The sequence below is a fragment of the Pseudoalteromonas sp. MSK9-3 genome, from assembly GCF_003590335.1.
In the GTDB taxonomy this organism is placed as follows: domain Bacteria; phylum Pseudomonadota; class Gammaproteobacteria; order Enterobacterales; family Alteromonadaceae; genus Pseudoalteromonas.
This window is the reverse complement of the sequence record NZ_MIET01000025.1, coordinates 104721-116260: the sequence shown is the minus strand read 5'-3', so window position 1 is coordinate 116260 and position 11540 is coordinate 104721. Positions and strand designations below refer to the sequence as shown.

13 protein-coding genes, 1 tRNA gene and 1 rRNA gene are annotated in these 11540 nt (G+C 38.9%); 8 read left to right on the top strand and 7 right to left on the bottom strand.

The window, feature by feature from the left end:
* Positions 1-175 (bottom strand): 16S ribosomal RNA (locus BGP78_RS10535); the annotation flags it as partial.
* Positions 176-836: 661 nt separating this feature from the next.
* Between BGP78_RS10535 and BGP78_RS10530 the strand changes: the two genes are divergently transcribed.
* Positions 837-2255, top strand: a complete 1419-nt coding sequence (locus BGP78_RS10530; protein WP_119861357.1) for a sodium:alanine symporter family protein — start codon at positions 837-839, stop codon at positions 2253-2255.
* Between the two features lie 119 nt (positions 2256-2374).
* Positions 2375-2451, top strand: a tRNA-Pro gene (locus BGP78_RS10525).
* Positions 2452-2821: 370 nt separating this feature from the next.
* Here the strand turns inward: BGP78_RS10525 and BGP78_RS22915 are convergent.
* Complete coding sequence (locus tag BGP78_RS22915) at positions 2822-2956, bottom strand: hypothetical protein (protein ID WP_259386282.1); 135 nt, start codon at positions 2954-2956, stop codon at positions 2822-2824.
* A 434-nt stretch (positions 2957-3390) separates the two neighbouring features.
* On the opposite strand from BGP78_RS22915, the gene BGP78_RS22640 reads away from it, so the two are divergent.
* Entirely contained in the window at positions 3391-3549 is a 159-nt protein-coding gene (locus BGP78_RS22640; RefSeq protein ID WP_182912267.1) for a hypothetical protein, read from the top strand.
* 67 nt (positions 3550-3616) lie between these two features.
* Here the strand turns inward: BGP78_RS22640 and BGP78_RS10515 are convergent, their stop codons facing one another.
* Positions 3617-4225: a hypothetical protein gene (locus BGP78_RS10515; RefSeq protein WP_119861355.1), complete on the bottom strand. Its 609-nt coding sequence runs from the start codon at positions 4223-4225 to the stop codon at positions 3617-3619.
* A complete protein-coding gene (locus BGP78_RS22635) occupies positions 4209-4385 on the bottom strand; it encodes a hypothetical protein (RefSeq protein WP_157592869.1) in 177 nt (58 codons plus the stop codon). The genes BGP78_RS10515 and BGP78_RS22635 overlap by 17 nt, the downstream gene beginning before the upstream one ends.
* 194 nt (positions 4386-4579) lie before the next feature.
* On the opposite strand from BGP78_RS22635, the gene BGP78_RS10510 reads away from it, so the two are divergent.
* Complete coding sequence (locus tag BGP78_RS10510; protein WP_119861354.1) at positions 4580-4894, top strand: cupin domain-containing protein; 315 nt, start codon at positions 4580-4582, stop codon at positions 4892-4894.
* Positions 4895-4957: 63 nt separating this feature from the next.
* Here the strand turns inward: BGP78_RS10510 and BGP78_RS10505 are convergent, their stop codons facing one another.
* On the bottom strand, positions 4958-5350 hold the full coding sequence (locus BGP78_RS10505; RefSeq protein ID WP_119861353.1) for a hypothetical protein: 393 nt from the start codon (positions 5348-5350) through the stop codon (positions 4958-4960).
* 538 nt (positions 5351-5888) lie between these two features.
* On the opposite strand from BGP78_RS10505, the gene BGP78_RS10500 reads away from it, so the two are divergent.
* Entirely contained in the window at positions 5889-6299 is a 411-nt protein-coding gene (locus BGP78_RS10500) for a hypothetical protein (protein ID WP_119861352.1), read from the top strand.
* Between the two features lie 64 nt (positions 6300-6363).
* On the top strand, positions 6364-7281 hold the full coding sequence (locus BGP78_RS10495) for a M14 family metallocarboxypeptidase (protein ID WP_119861351.1): 918 nt from the start codon (positions 6364-6366) through the stop codon (positions 7279-7281).
* 46 nt (positions 7282-7327) lie between these two features.
* Here BGP78_RS10495 and BGP78_RS10490 read toward each other — a convergent pair whose 3' ends face one another.
* The gene (locus BGP78_RS10490) at positions 7328-7918 is read right to left on the bottom strand and encodes a CBS domain-containing protein (protein ID WP_119861362.1); all 591 of its coding nucleotides are present in this window, start codon (positions 7916-7918) and stop codon (positions 7328-7330) included.
* Between the two features lie 419 nt (positions 7919-8337).
* Here BGP78_RS10490 and BGP78_RS10485 point away from each other — a divergent pair, with 419 nt between their 5' ends.
* Positions 8338-9294 (top strand): FHA domain-containing protein, encoded by a 957-nt coding sequence (locus BGP78_RS10485; protein ID WP_119861350.1) that lies wholly within the window; start codon positions 8338-8340, stop codon positions 9292-9294.
* A gap of 47 nt (positions 9295-9341) precedes the next feature.
* On the opposite strand, the gene BGP78_RS10480 is transcribed toward BGP78_RS10485, so the two are convergent.
* Positions 9342-9872 (bottom strand): DUF962 domain-containing protein, encoded by a 531-nt coding sequence (locus BGP78_RS10480; protein ID WP_119861349.1) that lies wholly within the window; start codon positions 9870-9872, stop codon positions 9342-9344.
* Positions 9873-10086: 214 nt separating this feature from the next.
* Between BGP78_RS10480 and BGP78_RS10475 the strand changes: the two genes are divergently transcribed.
* Positions 10087-11310, top strand: a complete 1224-nt coding sequence (locus tag BGP78_RS10475) for an amidohydrolase (RefSeq protein ID WP_249348609.1) — start codon at positions 10087-10089, stop codon at positions 11308-11310.
* Positions 11311-11540 lie beyond the last annotated feature (230 nt).

Below are 11540 nucleotides of genomic sequence, written 5' to 3'. Positions count from 1 at the left end.
CGGTATTAGCAGTCGTTTCCAACTGTTGTCCCCCACCAAAAGGCATATTCCCAAGCATTACTCACCCGTCCGCCGCTCGTCAGCAGATAGCAAGCTATCTCTGTTACCGCTCGACTTGCATGTGTTAGGCCTGCCGCCAGCGTTCAATCTGAGCCATGATCAAACTCTTCAATTAAAAGTTTTGTTGAAACCGAAGTTTCGTGCTCATTGAATTCTGATTTTGATTTCTTTCGAAATCGAATTGACTGTGCTGCAATAAATAAATTTATTGCTGTTGGTCACTCAGTTTCTCCTAAGAGAAAATCAATTGAGACTCTAATTTTTTTGCGTCACTTCAATCTAAGAAAGAAGGTTCGCTGTTAGAACTCAATCTGTACGAGTGCCCACACAGATGATTGCTTCATATTTTTAAAGAACAGTTCCTGTTTAAAACAGGGCGATGATTAAGCGCTTTGCTTTATCTCGATAGGGCTGCGCATGTTACGCTTTCCTATTTTTTTGTCAACACTTAATTTAAAACGTTTTCTTAAGTGAAAAGCCAAACTAAGTTTTACTTGACGCTGACTCGTTTTGCTTTGCAAAGTTAGCGTAGCGCTCCGTGTCAGTGGGGTCGCATTATAGGGCGATCCTTTTTTTGATCAAGCCTTTTTTAATGAAAATCATCATTATTTTTCAACTTTAGAAACATACAGATATACACACCAAAAACTCACAAGTTACCCACAAAAACCTGTGTATAACTTGAGGTTTGACCTCGCTTGATACGACTTTAACTGAAGAATGTGCTAGATTACGCCCCCTGATTTATTCGTTCATATAAAAGTAGGCTTTGTTTTATGGCTGATGTATTAAACTTTGTTAGTGGGTTGCTTTGGGGTCATGTACTTATATACCTATTAATAGCAGCAGGTTTGTTCTTTACCTTTCGTTTGGGTTTTATCCAGTTTCGTCAATTTCCTTATATGGTTAAAGTCATGGCGAATAGCCGTACGGGAGCTGGTGAAGGAATTTCCTCTTTTCAGGCGTTTTGTACCTCATTAGCCGCTCGCGTGGGTACAGGTAATATGGCGGGTGTCGCTGTAGCGCTCTATCTAGGTGGCGCGGGTGCCATTTTCTGGATGTGGCTAATAGCATTAATCGGTATGGCCACCAGCTTTGCAGAAAGCACACTCGCACAACTATATAAAACAAAAGACAACGATGGTAACTTTCGAGGTGGCCCTGCTTATTATATGGAATATGGTTTAGGCAAACGATGGATGGGCATTCTTTTCTCTTTGTGTTTAATCTTAGCTTTTGGTTTAGTCTTTAATGCGGTACAAGCAAATTCAATTGCCGCAGCATTTGAAGTCGCATTCGACATACCTAAGCATATAGTTGGTGTACTGTTAGTTATTGGCTCTGCCTTTATCATTTTCGGTGGCTTAAAAACTATCTCGCGTTTCGCCGAACTTGTTGTGCCATTAATGGCGTTGGCTTACTTACTTGTTGCACTTTATGTTTGCTTTATTAACTATGACTTATTACCTGCTGTATTTAAGCAGATCATATATAGTGCACTTGGGTTTGAACAAGCCGGTGCTGGTGCCATTGGTTATGCAGTGATGCAAGCCATGATCCAGGGGATCAAACGTGGGCTATTCTCAAATGAAGCTGGTATGGGTAGTGCAGCCAATGCAGCCGCAACCGCCTCACCAAATCCAAACCACCCTGCCTCTCAAGGTTATGTACAAATGCTTGGAGTGTTTGTTGATACCATTATTATCTGTTCAGCTACCGCAGCCCTTATTTTACTGTCAAACCAGCTAGTTCCAAACTCAGGAGTAACTGGGATTGCTTTGACTCAAGCAGCTTTGGTGCAACATGTGGGTGAATGGGGCGCAATTTTTATTGCTATCGCGATTTTGTTCTTTGCGTTTACTTCAATTGTTGCTAACTATTCTTACGCTGAAACCAACTTAATGTTTTTAAACACCAAATATAAGCACAGTATGTTGATTTTCAGAGCCTGTGTTTTAGGTATGGTAATGTTTGGTGCGGTAGGTGAACTTGGCTTAATTTGGACAATGGCTGACATCTCAATGGGTATGATGGCTATCGTGAACGTTGCAGCGTTATTTATGCTCTCTGGATTTGTGATTTGGTTATATAAAGACTATTGCAGCCAGTTAAAATCCGGAGTAACCCCTGTTTTTAATCCAGACAATCATCCAGAAATGAAAAAAACCTTACCTCAGGGTATTTGGAAAAAGTAAAACCAACATGAGTAATTGCCTACTTCATGGGCAATTACTCATTTTACGCTCAATTAATGTTCAAACAAACCAGTTACTTATTGCCTTTTAAATTTTTATAAGTATAGTAAAACGCAAGTCGGTATGTGGCGCAGCTTGGTAGCGCACTGTCATGGGGTGTCAGGGGTCGCAGGTTCAAATCCTGCCATACCGACCAATCTTTTCCCAACTATTCTTTATCGTATAAAACTTTTCTTCTAAATATATTGTAGTAAACTCTGTTTTTTTATCCTTTATCCTTTATTTTCGCAACCTGTTACAACTTTGCTATCTAATTTGACAACACCACGCTCTAATATACATATGCTAACCTCACACCTATTATAGAAATAATTCAATGGAAGCAGCTACCACTGTACAATACAGTTCGATAGTAGATCAAAAAATAGATATTTACGTATCAGAGGTTCTTATCGAAACAGGCTGCGGTGTGTATCTGGTTAGAACAGAGCTAAATAATGAAATTGAAAAAGCGTATATGAGATATGCTTTCATACTCACCATATCTCAGTCGCATCTGATATTTATTAGTGACGTTTAGGACGTTTTTTGGCTACCGCTTGTATCGTGATTAGCTGCTTAAGCTTTGATCCAATACCTAAATCACTCCCACCGGTTACTTGTATAAGCTGACTTTCAGTTAAATGAACGAGCTTTTTCATAATCTAATCCTTAGTTTATTTTTGGGACTATGATGCTAATTAAAAAAATATACAAATACAATAAAGATTTTACGACAATCATTCTTCCACCAAAATAATTGTTTTTATAATGATAGTTATAAGTCTTATTTTTATCGATGCTTCTTCAATGAGAATGACCCATAGGGATCTCTCTATTTCAAGATTTGAAAGTTTATTTTACAGCGTTAGTGAATCACTCTTCACGTGAAATGCAATATGCACGTCGTTTAAAAGCAGCTCAATATATACACCCCATACTCAAGGGAGCACAAACAAGTCACTCTCTCTTAGCAACATTCTTATTTTTTAAAATGTCTTGAATAGTGGGTTTTAAACTGTTAATAATGGTGCAGCTGCTGAATGTTACAGCTATGTGAAATAAAAAATATAAATAAATTTTTCAAGGAAATGATATGAAACTTAATTTAAAAAAAGCACCTCTAAAGAACTTATCAACAAAAAATAGTCTACCAAATGATGCTACACCACAAATTGCTGGTGGCGCCAGCCGTCGTGCATGTAGACCTCCAGTGTCTCAAACCGGTGGACCATTTTGGGCATGTGAGTGTTAATAAACATTAAAGCCTACGTACAGCATATGTGATTATGCTGTACTATCTTCATACCGCTTTATTTATACTAATTTTCAGGGCACGTTTTTTTAGAATCAACCAGTCGACAGTCATTCATAGGCAAAATCACGTACTCTTCACCGCCAATAATAAACTGTATTAATTTACCGTAGTTGGAGCTTGGCTTCGCGACAGAGAACAACACTGAGAATACAAAAATCATTACTGCAAACAACGCCGAGCCGAGGGCACCTTTTAATATTGCACTACCCCAGCTATCGCTGTTAAGTCCAATGGTATGTTGAATTGCTTCACTTTCACTTTTAACGGTTTTTGCGACGGCATCATCCTTTAATTCATCATACAAATCATCAATACGCTGTTCTGCATAATGTTCTGCAAATGACAAAAAGGTTGCTTCAGCATCGCTCAGTAGCTTTTTTAATTTTGCATCGTGGTAATTTAATAAAAAGTTTGCAACGACTTCGGGCGGCACACTGCTGTCACCATGAACTTGGCGATACTGTTCTTTCCACTGATATTTTTCTAATTTGTAGTCTGCGTAGGCAAGCATACCAATGAGTCTATATTTAGAGTCTTCACTGGAGTCTATAACTAACCTTTCAAAAATTGGATTGTAATGTGGGTGGGAGGTGGTATTAGCCTGCGAGACCATGTACTAAAAGCTCCTGCTCTATTTGCTTTTTACGCCCGTTCCTTACTTTTAGCGCAGCTTCAAACGCATGATCAGCACCATTTACTTGTACTTTTTTCATAACGCCATTTACCCGTACAAACCGACTCGTAATAACGTTATTTTCATTTACATGATTCATAGTGCCCCCAATTAGTCTGCCATCATAGTATCAAACCTCTAGCACCCTGCTCAAGGTAAATTAAACTATGCTTTAAATCTAGCACATTCTGACTGATATCCGCAGCCCTTTAATAAACGCAATTATTAATACTTGCTTGGCATAGCCAGTGACTGATACCTTAAATTATCATAATATTACTACTTAGCTTAGCCATGCATAACTTTTTATCCCAACTCCCTCAAGATACAACACAAGAACACTTTGAGTCGCTTATTAGCACAAAGCAAACGCGTATTGAACGCATTGTCTCATTTGGTCAAATATCACCCGATACCGGTTGGTATGATCAAGATGAACATGAGTGGGTTATGGTACTAGAAGGCTCTGGTACCATTGAATTTGAAGACGGCACAAGTACAACGCTTAATAAAGGGGATTATTTAAACATAACCGCCCATACCAAACATAAAGTAACGTATACCGCAGTCAACCAACCAACAATTTGGCTTGCCGTTTTTTATACCTAATACGATGTAATTGGATCACTATACCCACTTAGGCACACCCGAGTATAAGTTAGCAAAATAAACCTATACTTGCTCTTCGAGCACAGACATAGCAGCTAACTCATTGCTGTCTATTTTGCCATCTGCAGAGATAACTTTGTGCGCTAACTTTACTGCAAATTCACGCATAGGCTGGTCAACAATATGTTTCATCCTATGCTGGATAAATGCTTCTATCTCATCGTTTTTTACTGCCAACACACACTTTCCTGTCATATCACAAATATAATCATCGAGCTTTACCGCTGAATTCCAACTTAAGGCGTCAGCCCACTTTTTAACAACAGCTAGCTCTGAATCTGAAATAATGCCATCTACGCCTACAAAGAGTAAGGCTAAATCTAATAGTGACTCTTTTTGTAATTGCTCAACACAAATGCCACTATCAAAGTGATTTAATAATTGTTCAAATTTCATTTGATTTCCTTTTGCCTACTTTGCTCAGATAGTTTCTTACCTTATGGAAAAGAAAATCAGTTGTCACGTTTGATTATTTCATACAGTGAGTTCTTTCCTCTCTCGCAGCAAAAAACTTTAGAGTTAAAACTTAACATTAGTGTTTAAAAGTCAATTTAAAATTAAGTTACTGATAAGTAATTGAAAATAAATTAAACTACAAAGCTAATGTAAGTGTACTATGCAAACCAACGCTATAAAATACCGCCTTAAACACTCAAAATAGTTACAATAAAAAGCACATCCTAAAAAGGAATGTGTATCCATTTACAATTCATAAAATACCAATTAAAGGTACTGATTATGGATTATTTCAGTTTACTCATGGCAATACTTTAAGCTTGCGTTCTTTCTTTTTTTCACCGAACAAAAAACTGCCTGCACATTAATCAACCACCAAAAACTCACTATTTTTTCTTAACTTCATATTTCATCCATTTTGTTTCAATATCTTGCACAGCCTCAATACACCCCTTACTCAAATAGGAAGAAATAGTTCATGAAAGAACTCAAGTTACAAGTCAATTTCGCATTTTACTGTGTTATTGGTATTATTGCTTTTTCGATATATATCATATCCTTAAGCCTTTCAGGCGGTTCACTAAGTGTACTTTTTAAAGGCCAAATGGCGTTAGCACTTATCGTGATAGTTATTGCAGCCATCAATTTTACACTTGCAATCACAGGTCAAAGGCATGTTCTTTTTTGCAATAATGGATTGTCGTATGTCAATGTATTTGGTACTCAAAAGTATATTCCAGCGGAAACTATTACCAATGTAAAAGTACAAACAAAACTCGCTGTTAAAGTGACAACAGTATCTACAGAACTTAATACAATTTATCTTGTCGGCTTCAAACCAGCTAAAGACCAAAAGCTGAAACTAAAGCAACTTGGTTATTTGGCCTAGAATATTTGCCTCATTACGACAAAGCCAATAGGATCGTACAATAATAATTTAAAAGAGGCATCTTATGTCACACCCTTATTCTATTGGCACAGTTGGCACACCTTGGGCTACACAAGAAAAACAACATTGGCTACAAGCACAATCGATTAAACGTAGTTACCAAGACAATGTAGTTTCTAAAATAGCTGAATTGAAAAAAGCATTTACCGTCGAACAGTATGGTTCGCTTAACTACAACGAACGGACCTTTGATTTGTTCGCGATTAAATCGCCAAATTGGGATATTACCAAGCCCGTCGCACTCGTTACCGGTGGCGTACATGGCTATGAAACCAGTGGTGTACATGGTGCGTTAGAATTTGTCGAAAAGTTTGGCCAGCACTACAGTCAGTCATTCAATTTGCTCGTACTTCCCTGCCTGAGCCCGTGGGGATATGAAACAATCAACCGCTGGAACCCTCATACTGTAGACCCAAACCGTTCTTTTTATCAGGAAAGTCCGGCTCAAGAGTCTCAAATGGCCGCTAACTACTTAGCACAATATGATGAAAATATACTATGCCATATTGACTTGCATGAAACCACAGACACAGATAACTCTGAGTTTAGGCCTGCACTAGCAGCCAGAGATGGCGTGGTAAATCATAATTGGAATATTCCCGATGGTTTTTATTTGGTTGGGCATACTCAGAAGCCGCAAGCCGATTTTCAAAAAGCCATTATTGAAGAAGTTGCGAAAGTTACTCATATTGCACCCGCAGATGAACAAGGCAAATTAATTGGCGTACCAATTGAGCAATTTGGGGTTATTAACTACGACGGAACCAAACTCGGCCTATGTATGGGTGTAACTAACGCGCCTTTTGTGTCAACGACTGAAGCTTACCCAGACAGCGCCGTTGCCACTCCTCAACTATGTATAGATGGCCAAGTCGCAGCGATTAAAGGCGCACTCAATTACTTAATTAAAACGCCACTGTAACTCGCCTTAAAGAAGGTTGAATAGGCAGGAATACCCTGCCTACTCCTTACGCTGTCATTTCCTGATGTTCATGAATAATTGAAAAAATATCTTTAAAAGAGTGCGCTTTTTGCAAAATATTTACTGGGATATGTAAGGCACGGGCTATATCACTGGCTGAAATCATTCCTCGCAATACTCCCTCATTATCAACTAGCAAAACATGTTGATGACCAAGGTCTTTGAGCGTTTCAAGTACATCACCAATCTTTGCTAATTGGACCATTGCATAGGGCATAGCATGTAAATCCGCTTTGCGTGTCATGAGATCTTCGACAGTTAAGTCGCTGCGCGCTTGATTACGTTGCTGCGCAATACTTAGCACCTTTCTACCGGTCAAGTCTTTAGAATTAATCACACCTAAAAACGTATCATCATGATCAATCACCATTTTAGAGCGTACATGACCATTAACCATCATATAAAGCGCATGATCAATATCCACATCCTTTAACACCACTTGTGGGACTCTACGCGTAAAATCAGTGATCACTGTCGTCGCATCACTTGATAATTCAAGGCGTTGAGAATCAAATTGATCACAAAACTGATATATCCCCTCTAACTTCACTGTCTCTAACTTTGTATATTCACCCATAGAAACCCCTTTCACTTCGAACAACAAATCGTACTTATAAAAATATGGTTCACCACCAGCAATAGTGCAAGGCTCGCCGTGTAACCTTGGTGTAATGTAGTGTAATAGCCAACGCGAGTTAAACATCCTAAAATCACGTATGTTCAGTCGAGCCTATGCCCAGGTTCGTTAGGTAAAAGAATAGATTGTAACCAGTCCTATTTCTTGAGTTTTATCTGTGAACATGCTCATTAACCACTGTTAATACAGTGCTTGATCAGCAGCTTCCCTCAATGATTAAGACCCACTTACGTGGGTCTCTTTTGAGTAAATAGTGGGAACGGTCTAATTAATATTTTGTTAAATAACAAAACATTGTAAAATACCGAGATAAACACTCCCATAGAAGAATATGGCGTAAAAAGATTTAAGGAATATGAATGGCTTACCTCATAGATGAACACAAATTAGAAAAAATATATCTCAAAAGCTACCACACAATCGGACGTTACAAATTTAATGTAGATACACTAATAGACCAACCTGGCGTATCTCGGCACCATGCAATCATCGAGCTCGCGCAAGGAAAATGGTTAATTCGCGACGTAAGTACTAATGGCATTTGGATAAACGATAAAAAAGTTGATAAAAACTTACCCTATCAACTGTGCGAAAACGATAAAATTGATTTCGCAGCACATGGCCAAAATTCATATGTGGTGGCCAACCTAAGCGATGACTGTCAATATTTAGTTTCTCAGACTCATAGTAGCCAAGTTATTGAAGTTAAAGATCAGATACTGCTTCCAAATAGTGACGATCCAAGTCATATTATTTATTTCGATTCGGTTTTAAATTACTGGTTTTTAGAAGACCTTACAAACAACGATCGTCAAGCACTTATTGATGGTGGTCTGGTCAGCGCATTTAACGACCAATGGCTATTTTATTCTGCCAGTACTGCGGCCATGACTAAACACCTTGATAATCAACCTACCGTTAAGCCATGTGGCCTTACCTTTAGCGTGAGTCAAGATGAAGAAAGTACCCAACTTTCTGTTGAGCTCAATAACGAGAGCTTTGATTTAGGCACCCGGACCCATCACTATCTTATGCTTTTATTAGCAAGAACCCGTATACAAGATAAACACGCGGGTATGGAGCTGGATGAACAAGGTTGGTTATACCGCGAAGAATTGGTTAAAGCACTTGGCGTACAAATGAACCATATGAATATAATGGTGCACAGAGCACGTAAACAATTGTCTGATGCTGGCGGGGAGTCAAACCCTGAACTCGCTTATTTACTAGAAACAAACAATGGTCGAGTACGACTAAATAGCCAAGACATCACCATTATTAAAGGCAGCAAGTTAGAAACTCGCATCACCATATAACGCTGTTACTCTTCTCCCTTTGCGATAAGTGAAGTATGCTTATCGCACTATTTTTTATCACTCTTGTGATTTTTGTAGGGACCAGCAATATCTATGATCTGTTGTTCTAGTGTATTTAAAAAGCCCAGCTTAAAGGCAATTTCAGCCACAACAAATAGTGGGCCTATAATTAACCCCATCAAATCATCAACAAAAGCCGGCTTTTTACCTTCAAAATAGTGACCTATAAACTGTATAACCCAACCAATCAAGAATAGTATACACGCCATGGCATAAAACCATTGCTCTATACCCGAGAAATATAAATAACTGCTCTGAGCCGTTATATAACCGGCGGCCAAGCAGCAAACCATAACACAACCGAGCTTAACCTCTAGCCAAATATAATAGACAGACACGCTAAAAATGATAAACAATGCTGGCGTTAACGTGACATTCTTAACGTTTTGCATAGGGATGTACAATAGCCAAATAACTGCCAATACAATCAAAGGCACCCCTATAAAATGAGTCAATATGTTTCGTTCATCACGATGGTAAATGGCATATTGTCCTAAATGTTCAATGAGTGTTTTCATCTTGAGCCCTATAAGCTTTACTCGTTAAACCATATTAGAGACGCCACTGACAATCAAGTTTTTGACGCAGGTTACTTGAAATACCAGCCACTCACTGTAAATTGAAGTGTGTTTAATAATAGATAATAAAAATACAACGATAGGAACACCCATAATGAGAGCTTTATTTACCCTAATTGTATTGGCCATACTTTCAGGGAGTGTATCAACAGTAATGGCCAATACGCCTTTGATCGATAAAATCAATAAAGATGTGATTACATGGCGTCGTCACTTACATCAGTTTCCAGAGCTGAGTAACAGAGAGTTCAAAACAGCTCAATACATCACTGATCATTTAACAAACTTAGGACTAGAAGTTACCACAAACATCGCACACACAGGTGTAGTTGCCACTTTAAACGGTGCTCAACCAGGACCTCTTATTGCTTTGCGTGCCGATATGGATGCACTGCCTATCACCGAGCTAGTCATGTTGCCTTTTGCTTCAAAACAAAAAGGTGAATATAAAGGGCAAGAAGTCGGTGTAATGCACGCGTGTGGCCACGATGCTCACGTAGCAATCTTAATGGCCGTTGCAAGCAGACTCGTTGCTCAAAAAGAACAACTCAAAGGTTCTGTCATGTTTATATTTCAACCTGCTGAAGAAGGTGCACCAAATGGGGAAGAAGGCGGTGCTCAGTTGATGTTAAAAGAAGGGCTTTTTACAAAAAGAAAACCGGATGCCATATTTGGGTTGCATGTAACAAACCGCTTAAATACTGGAAAGATTGGCTATCGAAGCGGTCCAATTATGGCGAGCGAAGATTCGTTTACAATTAAAGTACAAGGCAAACAAACTCATGGCTCAAGACCATGGCATGGCGTTGATCCAATAGTCACATCGGCTCAAATTATCTTAGCTACACAAACCATTGCTTCTCGACAAGTGAATGTCACTCAAGCTCCATCAGTGATTTCATTTGGTGCCGTTAATGGCGGTATTCGCTCAAATATCATCCCAGATCATGTAGAGCTTGTTGGCACTATTCGCAGCTTCGACCAAGATATGCGAGCTGATATTAAAAAGCGCTTAACAAGCACAGCGAGTTATGTTGCTCAATCTGCAGGCGCTACGGCACATACCCATATTAACCATGGTTACCCTGTCACGATTAACAACCCAGACTTAACCAAGAAAATGCTGCCTACTTTACAAAATGTGGTCGGTAATAATAATGTGATTGAAATGGATTTAATCACTGGTGCTGAGGACTTTTCATATTATGCGTTAAAAACCGCAGGGTTATTTTTCTTTTTAGGTATTACACCCAAGGAGCAAGATCCCGCTACATCGCCAAGCAATCACTCTCCTCACTTTTATATTGATGAACAAGCTCTACCAATCGGTGTTGAATCCCTTACTAACCTTGCACTTAATTATTTAAATACACCTTAGGGGCTGTTGATCTTTGCTGTTCTATTTTTGTTCTCTTTGAGCGTACTTTTATCGCGGCGCTTAATGTGTGGCCTAGTAATCTAAGCGAATATTAAGCAACAAAGAGAAAAGGGCGCTCAAAAGAACCGATAGGCAGCGCTTGATTGGCTTTTCTACTATGTTATCGGCTGACTCATATGGAATAACCATGCTACGCAGCCTCTGCCTTGTATAAAAGCCAATCAAACTGC

Excerpts from the sequence above, each read along its gene's own strand:
- BGP78_RS10505 (WP_119861353.1), bottom strand. The coding sequence starts at position 5,350 with ATGAAATTTGAACAATTATTAAATCACTTTGATAGTGGCATTTGTGTT.
- BGP78_RS10475 (WP_249348609.1), top strand. The coding sequence starts at position 10,087 with ATGGCCAATACGCCTTTGATCGATAAAATCAATAAAGATGTGATTACA.
- BGP78_RS10515 (WP_119861355.1), bottom strand. The coding sequence starts at position 4,225 with ATGGTCTCGCAGGCTAATACCACCTCCCACCCACATTACAATCCAATT.
- BGP78_RS22635 (WP_157592869.1), bottom strand. The coding sequence starts at position 4,385 with ATGAATCATGTAAATGAAAATAACGTTATTACGAGTCGGTTTGTACGG.
- BGP78_RS10495 (WP_119861351.1), top strand. The coding sequence starts at position 6,364 with ATGTCACACCCTTATTCTATTGGCACAGTTGGCACACCTTGGGCTACA.
- BGP78_RS10510 (WP_119861354.1), top strand. The coding sequence starts at position 4,580 with ATGCATAACTTTTTATCCCAACTCCCTCAAGATACAACACAAGAACAC.
- BGP78_RS10490 (WP_119861362.1), bottom strand. The coding sequence starts at position 7,918 with ATGGGTGAATATACAAAGTTAGAGACAGTGAAGTTAGAGGGGATATAT.
- BGP78_RS10485 (WP_119861350.1), top strand. The coding sequence starts at position 8,338 with ATGGCTTACCTCATAGATGAACACAAATTAGAAAAAATATATCTCAAA.
- BGP78_RS10530 (WP_119861357.1), top strand. The coding sequence starts at position 837 with ATGGCTGATGTATTAAACTTTGTTAGTGGGTTGCTTTGGGGTCATGTA.
- BGP78_RS22915 (WP_259386282.1), bottom strand. The coding sequence starts at position 2,956 with ATGAAAAAGCTCGTTCATTTAACTGAAAGTCAGCTTATACAAGTAACC.
- BGP78_RS22640 (WP_182912267.1), top strand. The coding sequence starts at position 3,391 with ATGAAACTTAATTTAAAAAAAGCACCTCTAAAGAACTTATCAACAAAA.
- BGP78_RS10480 (WP_119861349.1), bottom strand. The coding sequence starts at position 9,872 with ATGAAAACACTCATTGAACATTTAGGACAATATGCCATTTACCATCGT.
- BGP78_RS10500 (WP_119861352.1), top strand. The coding sequence starts at position 5,889 with ATGAAAGAACTCAAGTTACAAGTCAATTTCGCATTTTACTGTGTTATT.